General features: G+C 39.8%; 16 protein-coding genes. 8 read left to right on the forward strand and 8 right to left on the reverse strand.

Annotated elements, in window-relative coordinates:
• The first annotated feature begins 44 nt into the window (after positions 1–44).
• The 3 genes from dacC (at position 45) to B1201_RS00290 (ending at position 2,470) form a co-directional block, all read left to right on the forward strand.
• Complete coding sequence (gene dacC / locus B1201_RS00280) at positions 45–1,193, forward strand: D-alanyl-D-alanine carboxypeptidase PBP5/6 (RefSeq protein WP_078191838.1); 1,149 nt, start codon at positions 45–47, stop codon at positions 1,191–1,193.
• A 103-nt stretch (positions 1,194–1,296) separates the two neighbouring features.
• The gene (locus B1201_RS00285; RefSeq protein WP_078191839.1) at positions 1,297–1,839 is read left to right on the forward strand and encodes a gamma carbonic anhydrase family protein; all 543 of its coding nucleotides are present in this window, start codon (positions 1,297–1,299) and stop codon (positions 1,837–1,839) included.
• Positions 1,840–1,927: 88 nt separating this feature from the next.
• Complete coding sequence (locus B1201_RS00290; protein WP_078191840.1) at positions 1,928–2,470, forward strand: hypothetical protein; 543 nt, start codon at positions 1,928–1,930, stop codon at positions 2,468–2,470.
• Positions 2,471–2,602: 132 nt separating this feature from the next.
• Here B1201_RS00290 and B1201_RS00295 read toward each other — a convergent pair whose 3' ends face one another.
• Positions 2,603–2,989 (reverse strand): hypothetical protein, encoded by a 387-nt coding sequence (locus B1201_RS00295; RefSeq protein ID WP_078191841.1) that lies wholly within the window; start codon positions 2,987–2,989, stop codon positions 2,603–2,605.
• 182 nt (positions 2,990–3,171) lie between these two features.
• On the opposite strand from B1201_RS00295, the gene B1201_RS00300 reads away from it, so the two are divergent.
• From B1201_RS00300 to purB, 4 genes are read left to right on the forward strand one after another with little or no spacing between them, the layout of a single operon-like run.
• Positions 3,172–3,657, forward strand: coding sequence for an NUDIX hydrolase (locus tag B1201_RS00300; protein WP_078191842.1), 486 nt, complete (start codon positions 3,172–3,174; stop codon positions 3,655–3,657).
• 4 nt (positions 3,658–3,661) lie between these two features.
• Positions 3,662–4,798 carry a tRNA 2-thiouridine(34) synthase MnmA gene (mnmA, locus tag B1201_RS00305; RefSeq protein WP_078191843.1) on the forward strand — a complete coding sequence of 379 codons (1,137 nt, stop codon included), beginning with the start codon at positions 3,662–3,664 and terminating at the stop codon, positions 4,796–4,798.
• A gap of 12 nt (positions 4,799–4,810) precedes the next feature.
• Positions 4,811–5,542 carry a high frequency lysogenization protein HflD gene (gene hflD / locus B1201_RS00310; RefSeq protein ID WP_078191844.1) on the forward strand — a complete coding sequence of 244 codons (732 nt, stop codon included), beginning with the start codon at positions 4,811–4,813 and terminating at the stop codon, positions 5,540–5,542.
• A 56-nt stretch (positions 5,543–5,598) separates the two neighbouring features.
• Positions 5,599–6,987, forward strand: a complete 1,389-nt coding sequence (purB, locus tag B1201_RS00315; RefSeq protein ID WP_078191845.1) for an adenylosuccinate lyase — start codon at positions 5,599–5,601, stop codon at positions 6,985–6,987.
• A 121-nt stretch (positions 6,988–7,108) separates the two neighbouring features.
• Here purB and B1201_RS00320 read toward each other — a convergent pair whose 3' ends face one another.
• Positions 7,109–7,348: a hypothetical protein gene (locus tag B1201_RS00320; RefSeq protein ID WP_078191846.1), complete on the reverse strand. Its 240-nt coding sequence runs from the start codon at positions 7,346–7,348 to the stop codon at positions 7,109–7,111.
• A 212-nt stretch (positions 7,349–7,560) separates the two neighbouring features.
• Between B1201_RS00320 and B1201_RS00325 the strand changes: the two genes are divergently transcribed.
• Positions 7,561–8,190 carry a DUF2238 domain-containing protein gene (locus B1201_RS00325; RefSeq protein ID WP_078191847.1) on the forward strand — a complete coding sequence of 210 codons (630 nt, stop codon included), beginning with the start codon at positions 7,561–7,563 and terminating at the stop codon, positions 8,188–8,190.
• A gap of 55 nt (positions 8,191–8,245) precedes the next feature.
• Here B1201_RS00325 and B1201_RS00330 read toward each other — a convergent pair whose 3' ends face one another.
• From B1201_RS00330 to B1201_RS00355, 6 genes are all read right to left on the reverse strand, one after another.
• Entirely contained in the window at positions 8,246–10,453 is a 2,208-nt protein-coding gene (locus tag B1201_RS00330) for an Ig-like domain-containing protein (protein WP_078191848.1), read from the reverse strand.
• 342 nt (positions 10,454–10,795) lie between these two features.
• Entirely contained in the window at positions 10,796–11,758 is a 963-nt protein-coding gene (gene sohB, locus B1201_RS00335) for a protease SohB (RefSeq protein ID WP_078192382.1), read from the reverse strand.
• Positions 11,759–11,947: 189 nt separating this feature from the next.
• A complete protein-coding gene (gene pstB, locus B1201_RS00340) occupies positions 11,948–12,871 on the reverse strand; it encodes a phosphate ABC transporter ATP-binding protein PstB (protein WP_078191849.1) in 924 nt (307 codons plus the stop codon).
• Between the two features lie 13 nt (positions 12,872–12,884).
• Entirely contained in the window at positions 12,885–14,276 is a 1,392-nt protein-coding gene (gene pstA, locus B1201_RS00345) for a phosphate ABC transporter permease PstA (protein ID WP_078191850.1), read from the reverse strand.
• Positions 14,273–15,652 carry a phosphate ABC transporter permease subunit PstC gene (pstC, locus tag B1201_RS00350; protein ID WP_078191851.1) on the reverse strand — a complete coding sequence of 460 codons (1,380 nt, stop codon included), beginning with the start codon at positions 15,650–15,652 and terminating at the stop codon, positions 14,273–14,275. The genes pstA and pstC overlap by 4 nt, the downstream gene beginning before the upstream one ends.
• 99 nt (positions 15,653–15,751) lie before the next feature.
• Positions 15,752–16,780: a substrate-binding domain-containing protein gene (locus B1201_RS00355; RefSeq protein ID WP_078191852.1), complete on the reverse strand. Its 1,029-nt coding sequence runs from the start codon at positions 16,778–16,780 to the stop codon at positions 15,752–15,754.
• Between the last annotated feature and the right edge of the window lie 215 nt (positions 16,781–16,995).

A 16,995-nucleotide genomic window follows, 5' to 3' on the forward strand; every position in this document is an offset into this window, starting at 1 on the left:
CTAGGCTCTTTGTGCTTATACCTAAGTTATTGGAACCACCCAGAATGACCCGAAAAACCGCCCTTGCCGCATTACTACTTGCACCTAGTTTTTCATTCGCGGCAACTGTCCTTTCTGCACCACCTGAATTAAATAATAAATCTTATGTGCTGATGGACTATGAGACAGGGCAAATCCTTGCTTCTAAAAATGAAAACGAAAAATTAGCTCCTGCTTCAATGACAAAAATGATGACCAGTTACATCATTGAACAAAAGTTATTAAGCGGTGAACTAACTGAAAATGAAAAAGTACGTATGAATGAGTCGGCTTGGTGTCGCGGCAGCAGCACTGAGTCATGTATGTACGTTCCGCTCAACGGTACTGCAACTGCATTAGAAATGTTACGTGGCATTATCATTCAGTCGGGTAACGATGCTTCTAAAGCTATGGCAGAACATATTGCTGGCAATGAAGGCACCTTTGCCCACATGATGAACCAAGAAGCGAAACGTATTGGCATGGTGAATACTCAATTCATCAATGCGACAGGTATGCCAGCTGAAGGACATTTCTCGACTGCCAAAGATATGGCGACTCTTGCGCAACATATCATTCATGACAGTTCAAAATACTATCCGATCTACTCTGAAAAAGAATTTACGTTCAATGGCATTAAGCAAGGCAACCGTAATGCCCTGCTTTATACTGACCCAAGTGTAGATGGTTTAAAAACTGGTCATACTGAAGAAGCGGGCTACTGCTTAACGACTTCAGCTAAACGTGGTCCATTACGTTTAATTTCAGTGATTTTTGGTGCGCCAAGCATGAACGAGCGTGCATCTCAAACACGTGAAATTTTAGCTTGGGGTTATGCAAACTTTGAAACTGTAAAAGTTCAACCTGCTAAACAAGTGCTTGCAAAAGCAAAAGTTTGGTACGGTAAAGACAATGAAGTTCAAGTAGGTCTAGCTGAAAACTTTAACGTGACGATGCCTAAAGGCGAAGCGAACGCCATTAAAACTCAATTGGTTGTTCAACCAAAATTAACTGCTCCTTTAAAACAAGGTCAAGTGGTTGGTAAATACGTTGCAACGCTTAATGGCAAAGTCATTGCTGAAAAACCACTTGTAGCTCTACAAAATGTCGAAGAAGCTGGTTTCTTTGCAAAAATGATTGATCACATCAAACAATTCTTTAGCAACTTATTCTAAGTTTGATGAAAACTCGATATTAAGACTAAAGTGAAAGCATCTAGATTTCGGTCTAGGTGCTTTTTTATTTTATACTGCCTAAAAACCTGTAGATGACTTTCCTATGAGCCAAAACATCCGTCCTTATTTAGACACAGCTCCACACGTTGATGACTCTTGCTATATCGATGAAATGTCAGTGGTGATTGGCGATGTTGTATTGGCTGAAAATGTTTCGGTTTGGCCATTTGCTGTGATTCGTGGTGATGTAAACCATATTCGTATTGGTAAAAACTCCAATGTGCAAGACCACTCAATGTTGCATGTGAGTCATAAAAAAGCCGATAAACCCGAGGGTTCTCCACTGATTATTGGTGAAGATGTGACGATTGGTCATCACGTGAAATTACACGGTTGTACCATTGGTAATCGTGTTTTAGTCGGTATAGGTACGATTATTTTAGATGATGTAATTGTTGAAGATGATGTGATGATTGGTGCTGGTTCACTTGTTCCACCAAATAAGGTTTTGGAAAGTGGTTATTTATATGTGGGCAGTCCCGTTAAGAAAGTTCGCCCACTGACTGATAAAGAAAAAGCGTTCTTGCCTTATTCAGCGCAGAATTATGTGAAGGTGTCGAATAATTATCTTGATCAAAATAAATAATATACGCATTCGTTTTTAGTTTTAACAGTTCCAGCTTATGTCTAAATGCTTCATTGACAGACAAATTCAAATACAGAGTAACTCTTTAATGTTGATTAAACCTTATACTTTATTAATTACTAGAATATTTTTTGCAGGCGTAATTTTAACCTCTACAACTGCTTTTGCGAATTCAACGCAGTGTAAAGATGATTATGAAAAAATCATTGCCAAAGAAATTAAAGATATCGGCACAGCCTTAAATAAGGGTAATTATGCATTAATCACCGAAAAAACAGATTCATCTATTATCAATTATGCAGGTGGTAAAGATAAATATAATGCCATATTAGAACTTGCTGCAAACTCCTTTAAACAAAATAAAATATATGTCTCTCAAGTTGACACTCATCCTCCAAAACAAAGTTATATCATTGGTAGAAATGAGTTTTGTGCCGTACCTAAACAAGTCACGATTTCTATGAATGGTCGAAAAATGACAGGTGATCTTTCCTTCATGCTTGCCGTACGTCCAATTGAAAGTAAGGAGTGGAAATACATTGATGGTGCGGGTCTTCAAAAGAATCCTGATATGATTTACACGCTATTCCCTGATTTTCCTCGTGATAACAAGACTCCCTTCATTGAATAAAGATTTTAATATTTAACATTACTGCTTTTTAAAGCAAGTATTTTAAAAAGCTGTAATGTTAAATCTATAACAATTCGGTCAGTACTGGACAAAAATATAATTTAACTAAATAATTAAACAATACACTTTTATTTAACAATTTTTCTTACTATAAACAAAAGAAAATAAAACTGTATCATTCATATCATATGTAATTGACTCTACAGAATAATCCCAACCAAATGTTTCCAATAAAGATTTGCAAATAACATTCTTTACAGAATCTGATTTTGCATACTCTTCTAACAAATATATTTTATCTTTTGGAAATGTATAATTATCCATCTGATATATTAATTTAATAGTTGCACCATCTCTGTATATATCTTTCCAAACTGTATATGCATTATTTTTCTTTGGCAGCGTTTGTTTAACGTCGAGAATTGCATCATCTACAAGCAACAAATTTTCATCAGCACCGCTTTTTGCCGTACAACTAACCATTAACATAACAAATATAAATAAACTTAGTATTTTCATCTAATTCTCAAAATATTTTTCAGTGTGAAGATATGTACAATGGATTTATCTTACAAGATTCCTCCACGTTCTTCTTACTTCAATATTGAAACGCATCTCAAGGAAATTAAGAAAAAAATCAATCATAGCCACCGCTCCCTAAATTTTGTAGAATAGCGTTTTTTACCCCATGGTGCTTTTCTATGACCGCTTGGACTGCTCATGTCACTGTTGCTACAGTCGTTGAAAAAGACGGAAAATTCCTATTTGTTGAAGAACATACAGAAGGTGTGACCCATACTGTATTTAATCAACCTGCAGGTCATGTTGAAGCTGGCGAAACCATTATTGAAGCCGCCATTCGAGAAACCATGGAAGAAACAGGTCATGATGTAGAAATCACGAACCTCCTAGGCATGTATACTTATACTCCTCCGATGTTCCCTGATCGTACTTATTTCCGTTTCTGTTTCTTAGCTAAGGACATTCAGTACCATGCCGATGCACAGTTAGACACAGGTATTGTCGGTGCAGTATGGATGACGCTTGATGAACTCATTGAGTCTGCCCGTGCGCGCAGTCCATTAGTCATCAAAGCTGTACAAGATGCTCTTTCAGGTCAAAAATTTCCTTTATCGCTCATTTACGAGCACCAAAATTCTCCCTTAATTTCAAATTTGGATGCTTAATCCTATGCAACAACGTGTCATCGTCGGTATGTCTGGTGGTGTAGATTCTTCTGTATCTGCAGCACTTTTACTTCAACAAGGTTATCAAGTTGAAGGTCTTTTCATGAAAAACTGGGAAGAAGATGACGGCACGGAATACTGTACGGCAATGGAAGATCTTGCCGATGCTCAAGCCGTTTGTGACAAAATTGGTATCAAACTTCATACTGCAAACTTTGCAATGGAATATTGGGACCGTGTCTTTGAGCATTTCTTAGAAGAATATGCCGCAGGTCGCACACCAAACCCAGATATTCTCTGCAATAAAGAAATTAAATTCCGTGCATTTCTAGACCATGCTGTGAACCTAGGTGCTGACTTTATTGCGACAGGCCATTATTGCCGCCGTGGTGAAACGCTAAAAAATTCACGTGGTGAAGAGTATGCACCTCTACTGCGTGGCCTAGACAACAATAAAGACCAAACCTATTTCCTACATGCAGTGCATGGTCGTGAAATTAACAAGACTTTATTCCCTGTAGGTGAAATTGAAAAACCACAAGTGCGTAAAATCGCTGAAGAATTAGGTCTAATCACCGCGAAGAAAAAAGATTCAACAGGAATCTGCTTTATTGGTGAACGTCGATTCAATGACTTCTTAAAGCAATATTTACCTGCTCAACCCGGAAAAATCGTCCTAGACACAGGTAAAGAGGTTGGTGAACATCACGGCTTAATGTACTATACGCTCGGCCAACGTGGTGGCATCGGTCTTGGTGGTCTAAAAGGTGCTGAAGAAGGCGCTTGGTTTGTACTGCATAAAGATATCGAAGGTAATCGCCTAGTCGTTGGTCAAGGTCATGAACATCCACTCATGCAAAGCACCATTTTATGGTCTGAAGCGATTGATTGGGTGGCTGGTGAACATGAGATTCCTGAATCAGGTTTCCGCTGCACAGCGAAAACTCGTTATCGTCAGCCTGACCAAGACTGTACATTATTTAAAGACTCTACAGCGCCAAATGGTGTGCGTGTCGAATTCGATGAGCCACAACGTGCTGTTACACCGGGTCAAAGTGTGGTGTTCTACACCGGTGAAGTTTGTTTAGGTGGTGGTGTGATTCATCATACCAATGCCCCTAAACCGGATTTTATTTCATAAGGATTGTTTCGGATGACAGAGTTACCGTTTCAACAGCCTCAAACTCTGAATACTCGCCAAAATCGCGCATTGGCGTTAGCTGCTGTTTTTCAAGCGACGCAGCTAACCCATATGACCGCATTGACGGGTACGCAAAGTATTGGTGAAAGCGGTAATTTTTATTTTGAACATCTCATCAAAGCCAGTTTGAATATCCGTCCTAAATCCAATCAGTCTAGTCAGACGCTCGATTTTTTTAGTGGTTTGGCAGATATTTCGCTGGGTTTAAAGACTTTAGAAAGTAGCATTACTCAACCCTTCAATACATCTCCCAAATCTAGACTTCCTAAACTTGCCAATACCAAGCTACCCATGACGTATGCGATGGCATTATTGCAGTTAGAAAAGAAAGTCTATAGCAATCCCAAGTTTGTCGAAATCATTGAACAATCCCAACAAAAAATCCTAAGACAGCTTTCATTTTTCGATAATAATTATTTACATCCAAGTATCATTGCAAACCTTGCCCAAACCTATATTGAAACTGCGGGTTCGATCAATCCTCGCATTATGGTTCGAGGCAACGCTGAAGCATTTAAAGATACAGCACATACCAATCGCATTCGCGCGACATTATTCACAGGCTTACAAATGGCTCACTTGTGGCGTCAGCTCGGCGGTAGCTCATGGGGTATGATTTTCAGCAAGCGTAAGCTGCTCCAAGATATTCAAGATCTCGCTCGTTTACAGTATCAGGTGGTTTAACTGATGCAGTACGGGCTTTTTGTTTTACGTTTAATTCCAAAATTTAAGGAATCGCTATGAACGCTTTAACCGCACTTTCTCCATTAGATGGACGTTACGCAAGCAAATGTGATGCTCTACGTCCCTTCCTCTCTGAGTTTGGTTTAATCCATGCTCGTGTGACTGTTGAAGTGCGTTGGTTACAAGCGCTTGCAAACCGTCCTGAAATCACTGAAGTTCCTGCGTTCAGTGCTGAAACCAACGCTGCGCTTGATGCAATTGTTGCGAACTTCTCTGAAGACAATGCAAACCGCATTAAAGAAATTGAACGTACAACTAACCATGACGTAAAAGCAGTTGAGTACTTCTTAAAAGAGCAAATCGCACATATCGATGAGCTTAAAAATGCAGGCGAATTTATTCACTTTGCATGTACATCAGAAGACATCAACAACTTGTCTCACGCTTTAATGCTTAAAAATGGCCGTGAAGTTTTAGTTGCAGCAATGCAGCAAATCATCGATTCAATCGTTGCTTTGGCTGAACAACACGCTGAACAACCAATGTTGTCTCGTACACACGGTCAAACTGCTAGCCCAACAACTTTGGGTAAAGAAATGGCGAACGTAGCTTACCGTTTAGCGCGTCAAATCAAGCAATTCAAACAAGTTGAACTTCTAGGTAAAATTAACGGTGCTGTAGGTAACTACAACGCGCACTACTCTGCTTACCCTGAAATTAACTGGCCTGCGCATTCACAAGCATTTGTTGAATCTTTAGGCTTAAAATTTAACCCGTACACCACTCAAATCGAACCACATGACTACATGGCGGAACTTTTTGATGCGCTACGTCGTTTCAATACGATTTTGATCGACTTTAACCGTGACGTTTGGGGCTATATCTCACTTGGTTTCTTCAAACAACGTTTGAAAGAAGGCGAAGTTGGTTCTTCAACAATGCCACATAAAGTTAATCCAATTGACTTCGAAAACTCTGAAGGTAACTTGGGTATTGCAAATGCAGTACTTGCGCATTTAGGCGAAAAACTTCCTGTATCTCGTTGGCAGCGTGACTTAACTGACTCTACTGTTCTTCGTAACATGGGGGTTGGTTTTGCACAAAGCTTGATTGCATTTGAAGCTTGCTCTAAAGGTATTGGCAAACTTGAGTTGAATGCTCAACGTATTCTAGAAGACCTTGACCATGCTCAAGAAGTTCTTGCTGAACCAATTCAAACTGTAATGCGTCGTTATGCAGTTGAAAAACCTTACGAAAAACTTAAAGCCCTAACTCGTGGTCAAGCAATGACTCGCGAAATGATGGTTGATTTCGTAAATGGTAACGAATTAGAAGCTGTTCCAGCTGGTGACCGTGCACGTCTTGCAGAAATGACACCTGCAACATATACAGGTAATGCATCAACTCAAGCAGCAAACATTAAAGATCTTATTTCTAAAATCTAATTTTAGATAGATCAAAAAAAACGAGGCATCATGCCTCGTTTTTTGTTTCCACCTATATACTCCTACTCCCTTTGGGATGAAGAGCATGCTCCGCAAGGAGATAGAAAATTTAGACGTAATTTTATTCTGCAGGGCAATATTTCGCCCAATCATCTTTCATCCGTTGTAATTCACAGCCTGTTAAAATATCTGAATAATAAACATAATATGTGGCATCGGGATATTGAATCTCATGGCGAAACATCATGCCGCGCAAAGACACAGAGAGCTCTTCTGGAAAATCATCTGTTAAATTAAGTTCTTCAAACTCATAGTTAAAATAACAATTTTGAGTCGCAATAAATGCCTCAACAACGGCCATAGTTACTTCCAAATACTTAAACATCGATATTCATCTGAGTTTAATACAATCTTTTTGAAAATACTTATCCCTAGTTGCTAGCTGATGACATTTGAAAAAATAATGCACAAATTCTAACGCCGTCGAACTAACACCTTTCATCGCATTATGGCTATACTTGCCGCGAATTATAACCATTGCACACCGATAAAAATTTTGAGCTTTGCCTTTTCATGATTGATTTCAAATTAAAACTTAAGCACATCTTAGCTTTTGCATTATTAACTCTTGCCATTGTGATCGCCAGTATCCAACCTTTAGAAATGGAAGCGTATATCCTCCATCAAATCGGCACAGCGTTTATGCTGATCGTGTTGCTCGTTTTCCTCTATAAAATAGGACTGAGTTTCGCAACAGTTTGTCTGTATCTTGGCTTTTTACTGATTCATGTCATTGGTGCACATTATTTATATTCTTATGTGCCTTATTCTGAATGGACACAAGCTCTCCTCGGTTTCAACCTTGACCAAAGCATGGGATGGACTCGGAATATGTATGATCGGCTTGTACATCTTGCCTATGGTTTGCTGCTCTACCCGTTCTTTTATCGCATATTTCAAATCTGGCTGCCGCAGTTAAAAGCCGGAACACTCTTTTTATTGGTCGTACAATTCGTCATGGCGACCAGTTTATTTTATGAATGGATCGAATGGCTGATTGCCATTGGCTTATCACCAGAAGAAGCTGAAAATTATAATGGGCAACAAGGTGATATTTGGGATGCACATAAAGATATGCTACTTGCAACATTTGGTGCGATGATCACTGGCGGCCTTTTATATTTCAATCTGAAAAAATCCTAAATAAAAAAGCACTCATTAGAGTGCTTTTTTATCGCTATATTCATGAATGGATGTATTAATACAGTGGTAGCGCATTTAAGGTTTGATCTAACGGATCTAAAGCGCCCCATGCTGTTCGAAGCTCTGTATTTGAAACTGCTGTGACACCCGATACCGGATTGATAGACGGATTTAAATAAGATGAATCATCTGATATTTCATCAAGAGCAATGTTTGGTTCTTGATTGCTCAATAAGCTGTTCAAATCAATTTGATCATTAGGAATTAATGCATTAGTTTCGTCTAGGCTAAAGCTCGACACATTGTGCTGCGCAAGTACATCAAATACATTATTATCATCTATTAACAGCGATGCTTGATCATGTAATTCAACCGAAGCCTGTTCTTCTGAGATCAAGAATAAACTCGCTTTAGCAACTGTCATCGCTTCAACTGTAAAATCAAATGCTGAGCTTTTGGCACTGGTATTTCCAGCTAGATCCGTTTGGGTAAAACTATAGCTATACTTACCTGCCGCTAAGTCAGATTCTGGTGTATACAACCATTTTCCACTGGTATCTGCTTTGACGGTTGCCACTGCGACGCCATTTTTATAAATGGTAATCGTGGCATTGGTCTCACCTTTGCCTTCAAAACTAGGTGTCGAATCTTGAGTGCTCTCACCCTGCTTAATGGTGAGCTTTGTAGTCTCGCGATCATCATACACAGTCGTCAACGTCGGCGCGGATGGCGCAATAGTATCTTTTGTTCCAATGACTTGCGTGCTCTTTGAGCTATTGCCAGCCGCATCTGTCGCAGTCACTTGGACAACATTATTATCTGTTATTGCGCTGCTTAATTTCACCGTATAGCGCCCATCGTCGCCTACAGTTGCAGTACCAAGCGTATTTCCTGCACTGTTTTTAATGGTAATTTTGGCACCAATTTCAGCGCTTCCCGACACTTCTGTACCATCTGTATTGATTGTTGCTGTTGGTGCAACGGGTGCCGTATTATCCGTTCCAGCAGTGACATTTAACGGTATCGATTGATTGCCTGCCGCATCAACCACAATAATGGTTGTCTTATTACTATCCGACAGTGCTGGGGACAATGTCAGTTTAAATTGACCTTTGGTATCTACCGTAGTGGTGGCGATGACTTGTGAATTTGCATCTAATATTTGAATGGTGCTATTGGCTTCAGCCGTACCAACCAGTTCAGTTCCGGATTTATTCACTTCAATTTTAGGTTGATCGGGTCGAAGCGTATCTTTGCCCATCTCAACCGACTGCGCTTCAGATTTGTTGCCAGCTTTATCTTCTACAATGACTTTAGCCGTCTCACCTGATTGTAAAGTATTACTTAATGCAATGGAGAAATTGCCATCACTTGCCGCAGTCACAGGCCCACCTAAAAGCGTTGTGCCATCTGCAGCATAAACATAAACTTTTGCACCCGCTTCGGCAAAACCAGAGACAAACTTACCGCTTTCATCTACTTGTGCATTTGCAGCATCTGGAGCAATCGTATCTTTGCTACCCGTTAAAATCGTAGATTGAGAACTATTTCCCGCCTTGTCTTTAGCGTACAAAATTACGCGATTGCCATCTGTAATCGCGACATCTAAAGTAATTTTATAGTTACCATCAGCGTCTGCTTTAGATTGACCAATCGTATTGCCTTTGGCATCTACTAAATAAACCGTTGCGCCAGCTTCCGCTTTGCCTGATACCACTTTTCCGTCACTATCAAAACTTCCTGTTGGCGTACTTGGGGCTGTTTTGTCATTACTAGAGGATTGATCATCGTCTTTATCAAATGCTAGAAGAAATACCGCTTCTGCACCTAAGATCGCCAATCCCGCCTTAAGTAGCGATGGTGAACCATCATCCTCACTAGCAACTTCTGTAGCTTGAGCTTGTGTTGTCGCCTGATTTAATTGAGTCGATGCAGCTAAAGGTTGCATAAATTCATTCACAGAACGATAGCTAATTGTTTTGCCATCAACATCCATTTCAACCAATTCAAATTGCTCTGGCCCACTATGCACGAGCAAAGAATTATCAGAGCCAAAGTCATCTGTATAAAAATCATCAATCACAATTTTTTGACCATTTTTCAGGGTAATCACACATTGATTACCTACCCGATGGATCGACTGAATATCGGCTGGCTTGAGTTCTAACTGAATAACGGACGGTTGAGATATTTGTATTTTTGTGGCCTGAGTTTCTTTTAAAATCGTTTGATCTTTCTTTGATATCACGACAATTTTTGTCATTTCGCCCTCAGTGTTATTATGTAATAAACATCTAATAAATAATTAGTTAAGTACCTTATCAAATTGGTGCTGAACAGACAAACCATTCTGGATGTAAATTCATCAGAATTATTTTTATTTAATTTTTCACCTTAAATTCTACGCCAATAACAGCAGTTTCTATGGTTCTATCCATTTTAATATTTTAGATTCAGCCAAGTTTGGATAATCAAAATTATCAAAGTATTTATAATATGGTTGCTGTTTATTAGCCGCGCTTGCTGCAATTTTCAAAGTAGTATCATTTAGCATAAAAAAAAGCTCACCGAAGTGAGCTTTAAATACATCATAACAAAAACAATTTTAGAGTTTAGGGTCACGCAACTGCACGAGGCTCGAATTGGCTTTGCTCAATGACTCCATCACTTTAGACATGACTGCAGGCACCAATGAGTCCGCAATTTGTGCTGCTTGTAAGCCTAACTTCTCACCAAGCGTTGGCTTTTTTCGGGTTTCAATCATATATACATCATGTTGTGGCATGAGACTTAATAGATATTCATCTGACGTTTGGAGCTTATCGACTAGATTAAGATCAAGGGCATCTTGCCCATACCAATGCTCACCTGTTGCAACTTTATCGACATTAAGCTGAGGACGGTATTTTTCAACAAAGTGTTTAAACAAGTTATGCGTTTGCTGCAACTCTTCTTCAAATTTGGCTTTACCTTCAGCCGTATTTTCACCAAACATAGTGACGGTACGTTTGAACTGACCTGCTGTATACAGTTCAAAATCGATATGTTTTTCTTTCAATAAACGGTTAAAGTTTGGCACTTGTGCAACCACGCCAATCGATCCCACAACTGCAAATGGAGCTGAAACAATTTCATTTGCAATGCAGGCCATCATATAGCCACCACTTGCAGCAACTTTGTCCACACAAATGGTTAAGTTAAATCCAGCATCACGTAAACGTACCAATTGTGCTGCAGCCAGACCATAGCCATGCACCATCCCGCCTGGACTTTCTAAACGTAAAACTACGCGGTCGCGCCCAGCTTTTGCTGTCGCTAAGATTAGGGTAATTTCTTCACGAAGGCTTGTCACCGCCGATGCAGCGGTATCACCATTAAAATCGATCACATAAATTTTTTGGTTATTCTTTTTACGTGCGCGCGCTTCTTTTGATAATTGTTGGCTTAGTTGCAGCAGCTCAAGTTTAGATGCAGTGGTTTGCGCAATTTTTTTTCGTTGTTCATTAATACGTGCATTTAAGTGACTTACACGAATTTCCGCAGGCAACTTGGGATTATGAAATAGCATAAAATTGAAACTCATTTAATTCATATTTATGTTGTATAACATGTGGGTTGCATCACAAAAATTCAATCTATTTTTTGAAAATAATTCTCATTGAGCCAAATTGAGCATTTTATTTTTATCAAGACTTTTTGACCTAATTATTGACTTCATAAAAAAAGAGCCTTTCGGCTCTTTTTTAGACAGACTAGATTAGCCAAAACGCCCGGTAATATACGCTTCAGTCAATTGATGATCCGGTTGAGTAAAGACTTTTTCAGTCGCATTTACTTCAATTAAATCACCAAGATGGAAATAAGCAGTACGATCAGATACACGCGCTGCTTGTTGCATCGAATGCGTCACAATCGCAATAGTATATTGCGCGGATAGCTCGGTGATGAGTTCTTCCACTTTTGCTGTTGCAATCGGATCGAGTGCTGAACAAGGCTCATCCATCAAAATCACTTCAGGACTGACTGCAATGGTTCGCGCAATACATAGACGTTGCTGCTGACCACCTGAAAGCCCCGTACCCGGTTGGTTCAAACGATCTTTCACTTCATCCCAAAGCCCCGCTTTACGCAGGCTATTTTCAACTATTTCTTCCATGTCATATTTATCACGTGCCAAACCATGAAGTTTTGGACCATAAGCGACATTATCAAAGATTGACTTTGGAAATGGGTTCGGCTTTTGGAAAACCATACCTACTTGGGCACGCAGTAATACAACATCAAGATTTGGATCATAGATATCTTGATTATCCATGAGCACTTGTCCTGTCACACGACAAGAATCAATCGTGTCATTCATACGGTTGAGCGTACGCAGGAAAGTTGACTTACCACAACCAGACGGTCCAATAAAGGCGATCACTTCATTTTCATAAATGTTCAGATCAATGCCTTTGATCGCTTCAGATTCGCCATAGTACACATGCACATCATTGGTACTGATTTTCACATTGCTCGATTTCGCATCTTTTTTCGCGCTAGATTGCGTATCGAATTGTGACACAAACGCAGTATTGGTTTGTTTTTGGCTGCCCTGAGCAGAGGTAAATTGTGTTTGTTCTGGATTCACGGATTTATCCTGATATAAGGAATTCTTTTCAGTTGTAATGACGCTATTCATATAATGCCCTCAATTACCAGCGTACTTCAAATTTCTTACGTAACCAGATGGCTAAACTGTTTAAGCCGATCATGAGAGCAAGAAGTACAATGATTGCTGCTGCGGTACGTCCTTCAAAGAAGTTACGTAGCTCATTACCTTGCCAAAGGAAAATTTGTACAGGTAATGCAGTGGATTGATCTAAAGGAGTGGCTGGTACACTTGCCACAAAGGCACTCATACCAATCAATAATAATGGAGCAGTTTCTCCTAGGGCTTGCGCAACACCAATAATGGCACCGGTTAAGATACCTGGTAATGCCAGTGGCAAGACGTGGTGAAATACAGTTTGTAAACGTGATGCACCCAAACCTAAAGCGGCTTGACGGATCGATGGAGGAACAGCTTTTAAAGATGCACGTGTTGTAATAATGACCGTTGGCAAAGTCATCAAACTTAAGACTAAACCACCAACCACAGGAGCCGAAAGCGGCATATGCATCCAACCAATAAAGATCGCTGCACCAAGCAAACCAAAGACAATCGAAGGAACCGCTGCTAGATTGTTAATGTTGACTTCGACAACATCGGTAATCCAGTTTTTAGGTGCAAACTCTTCTAAGTAAATTGCAGATGCTACACCAATTGGAATCGAAATAATGATCACGATCAGCATCATAAATAACGACCCCATAAACGCCCCAGCTAAACCTGAAGTTGCAGGTGAGCTACGAGAGTCTGGATTCTTAAATATTTCAGTATTAAATGAGTTAGTAATAACACCATCAGCTTTAAGTTTATCTGCAAGTTGGCGTACTTCTGGGCTCAATTGTTGCTGTTCATCAGGCAAGCTGCGGTCAATATTACCAGCCAACCAGACATCGACATTAGCATCTGCAAGGATTTTAAAATCTTGTTTTTGACCAATCAATGACGGATCTGCCATTACCATATCACGTAAGCGATAAGCTTCTGAACTTGTATATAAACTGTTGAGATCATCACGTTGTGAGGCAATCGCTGGATCTTTTGCAATGATCCCATTTACGATCAGCGCATCCCAATCCACCATGCCCATTTCAGTTTGCCAAGCAATGTAACGCTCTTGGAACTGTGCAGGTGATTCACCTTCTTTTTGAATTGGTTTCGCACCAACTTTGACAATGTTTGGATCAAAAAACACAGGTACCGTCATTGAGCTTTGCCAAAATGCAGGTAAACCTTTGGCTAAAATACTACCAAACAATAGCACGACGAAAAATAAACCAGTCACTACTGCACTAAAGCCCAAGACACGGAAGGTCTTTTCTTTACGATGTCTTTTCGCCAAAGAGTTTTCAATGATTTTCTTACGTTTTTCACGAAGCTCAGCGGCTGCATGTGAATCAAATTTTTGATCCATGTTTGATGTATTCGTCGTACTCATTCGTATTGCTCACGGTATTTACGCACAATGTACAGTGCAACAATATTCAGCCCTAAGGTAATCACAAACAGTGTTAAACCGAGTGCAAAAGCAACCAATGCTTGAGGACTCGCAAAGTCTGTATCACCTGTTAATTGGTTTACGATGGTAATGGTGACTGTAGACACTGCTTCGAGCGGATTAATGTGTAGTAAAGGACTGTTCCCTGCTGCAAGTACCACAATCATGGTTTCACCAATTGCACGAGATGCTGCCAATAAAAATGCACCGATAATGCCCGGCAAAGCTGCAGGTATCACTACTTGGCGAATCGTTTCTGATTTTGTTGCACCCAAACCGAGTGAACCGTCACGAAGCGCGCGAGGAACTTGAGTAATGATGTCATCAGATAATGATGAAACGAATGGGATAATCATAATCCCCATCACAAAGCCTGCTGTTAAAGCACTGGTTGCATTAATATCGAGTCCGATATATGCGCCAAGCTGTTTTGCAAAGGGGCCAATAATCATTAAGGCAAATACACCGTAAACGATGGTTGGAATACCTGCGAGAACTTCTATGGCAGGTTTTGCCCAAGCACGGAAACTTGGTTTTGCATATTCAGCAAGATAAATTGCAATCATTAGACCAACAGGAACAGCTACCAATAATGCGATACCACTCACCATGAGCGTACCCCACAATAAAGGTAATAAGCCGTAGCTGCCTTCTGCACTTCCCGAAGTACTAAAACCTGGGTTCCATTCAGTACCAAAGAAGAAATCGAGTGGATTAACAAAACTAAAGAAGCGCATTGCTTCACTAAACATCGACATCACAATGCCAACTGTTGTCAGGATTGCGACACCGGAACATAATGCCAATGCGATATTAATGACTTTTTCGACTTGGTTACGTGCACGATATTTTTCTGCGATGCGGCGTTTAGCCATGACTAAACCAATCAATGCCGCACAAATCACAACGGCCAATTTTGCATATGAGCCGATGCTTTCAATTTTCTTTAACTGTTCTGCTGCTGCAAGTTCATATGCAGCTGGCGTATCACTTACTCCAAAACCAGAAGCAATCGCTTGAACGCGGTCAACCATTACGCTCGTGCTTGCAGGATCTAAACTTAAACGAATATTTTCAGGGACATTATTTAAAATAACGTGTTGAAAAATACTCGGTTCAACCAAGTTCCAAACAATCAAGATTAGAAAAGCGGGAATCCCACACCATAAAGCGACCAAAACACCATAATAGCCCGGTCGTGAATGCAACATTGCTGAGTTATTGCCTTTACCTGCAAGTTTGCGACTTTTGGTCAGTCCAACTTGATAAGCGATTGCAATAATTGCGAGCAACACACCAATAAGTAGCAGATTCATGTAATCTCCACTGTTTTTTCAAAAGCCCTTCTTGAAAAAACTGTTTCTTTGCAAAAAGCCAATGGCAGGTCAATCCTGCCATTGGCTGTTTCAATCCAATTATTTAACTGCTTTACCAGCTTTAAAGTTTGCAAGAACTGCAGCTCGCTCTTTATCAGACATTGAAATTAAGCCTGCTTTTTCAAGCTTAGAACCTTTACCAGATACTTTTTTGCTTACAAAGAATTCTGTAAATTCTTTCAAGCCTTTGATTGATTTAAGATGCTCACCTTTCACGTAGAAGAACAATGGACGTGATACAGGGTAAGAACCATTCAGAATTGTTTTCTCAGATGGCGCAACATTGTTTACTGTCGCTACACGTAATTTGTCACGGTTTTGATCATAGAAACCTAAACCGAATACACCTACAGCGTTAGGTGAAGTTTTTAAGCGTGCCAATGTCTCTGTATAGTCGCCTGCGATTTCAATCACACGACCATCTTTACGGAATGTTGAACATGCTTTTTTTTGAGCATCTTTATCTAATTTTGCGAAAGCTTCATAAGTTTCACAGCCAGCATCCACCATTTTTTCTTGGAACACTTCACGTGTACCATGGTTTGATGCAGGAATAACTAAAGTGATTGCTTCGTTTGGTAAAGTTGGGTCGATTTGATTCCAACGTGTGTATGGGTTTGGAACCAATTTACCTTTTGATGGTAATTCAGCAGCAAGTGCAGCAAATACGTGCTGTGGGCGAAGTTTGAATGCCGCTTTTTTCGCATTTGAAGCAAATACGATACCGTCATATCCAACTTTAATTTCTAAGATTTGGTTAACGCCTGCTTTTTTACATGCAGCCAATTCAGTACCTTTAATTTTACGAGATGCATTTGCAACGTCAATTGTGTTATCGCCTACACCATTACAAAATTGTTTCAAACCACCTGAAGTACCGCCTGAACCTACGACAGGTGCTTTAAATTGTGGGAATGTATTACCAAACTCTTCTGCAACAATACTTGCATAAGGCAGTACAGTTGAAGAACCAGCAATTTGGATCGTGTCACGAGCTGCATTTGCAGTTGTAGCGACTGTTGCCCCAGTAGTGAGTACCATAGCAAGTGCGATATGATTTAAGCGCATTCTCATCTCTCTTAATTGATGCATTTATTGGAGTACGCCACTTTTGTTTTTAAAGTCTTGTACTTTTTCGATATCTGCATTTTGATTTTAGAGTATGACAGTTAGGTTACATCTTTATGACGCTTTTATGATAATTGATGATTGCACATTGATTTAAATATAATTCTTTATTTTTCAATACGTAATGAAATTTATCAAAGTATTGATCTTATATA

This window comes from Acinetobacter sp. ANC 5600, from assembly GCF_002018395.1.
GTDB classification, from domain to species: Bacteria; Pseudomonadota; Gammaproteobacteria; order Pseudomonadales; family Moraxellaceae; genus Acinetobacter; species Acinetobacter amyesii.

Bases quoted from the DNA above. Each gene is read 5' to 3' on its own strand.
- dacC (WP_078191838.1), top strand. From the start codon at position 45: ATGACCCGAAAAACCGCCCTTGCCGCATTACTACTTGCACCTAGTTTT.
- B1201_RS00285 (WP_078191839.1), top strand. From the start codon at position 1,297: ATGAGCCAAAACATCCGTCCTTATTTAGACACAGCTCCACACGTTGAT.
- B1201_RS00290 (WP_078191840.1), top strand. From the start codon at position 1,928: ATGTTGATTAAACCTTATACTTTATTAATTACTAGAATATTTTTTGCA.
- B1201_RS00295 (WP_078191841.1), bottom strand. From the start codon at position 2,989: ATGAAAATACTAAGTTTATTTATATTTGTTATGTTAATGGTTAGTTGT.
- B1201_RS00300 (WP_078191842.1), top strand. From the start codon at position 3,172: ATGACCGCTTGGACTGCTCATGTCACTGTTGCTACAGTCGTTGAAAAA.
- mnmA (WP_078191843.1), top strand. From the start codon at position 3,662: ATGCAACAACGTGTCATCGTCGGTATGTCTGGTGGTGTAGATTCTTCT.
- hflD (WP_078191844.1), top strand. From the start codon at position 4,811: ATGACAGAGTTACCGTTTCAACAGCCTCAAACTCTGAATACTCGCCAA.
- purB (WP_078191845.1), top strand. From the start codon at position 5,599: ATGAACGCTTTAACCGCACTTTCTCCATTAGATGGACGTTACGCAAGC.
- B1201_RS00320 (WP_078191846.1), bottom strand. From the start codon at position 7,348: ATGGCCGTTGTTGAGGCATTTATTGCGACTCAAAATTGTTATTTTAAC.
- B1201_RS00325 (WP_078191847.1), top strand. From the start codon at position 7,561: ATGATTGATTTCAAATTAAAACTTAAGCACATCTTAGCTTTTGCATTA.
- B1201_RS00330 (WP_078191848.1), bottom strand. From the start codon at position 10,453: ATGACAAAAATTGTCGTGATATCAAAGAAAGATCAAACGATTTTAAAA.
- sohB (WP_078192382.1), bottom strand. From the start codon at position 11,758: ATGCTATTTCATAATCCCAAGTTGCCTGCGGAAATTCGTGTAAGTCAC.
- pstB (WP_078191849.1), bottom strand. From the start codon at position 12,871: ATGAATAGCGTCATTACAACTGAAAAGAATTCCTTATATCAGGATAAA.
- pstA (WP_078191850.1), bottom strand. From the start codon at position 14,276: ATGAGTACGACGAATACATCAAACATGGATCAAAAATTTGATTCACAT.
- pstC (WP_078191851.1), bottom strand. From the start codon at position 15,652: ATGAATCTGCTACTTATTGGTGTGTTGCTCGCAATTATTGCAATCGCT.
- B1201_RS00355 (WP_078191852.1), bottom strand. From the start codon at position 16,780: ATGCGCTTAAATCATATCGCACTTGCTATGGTACTCACTACTGGGGCA.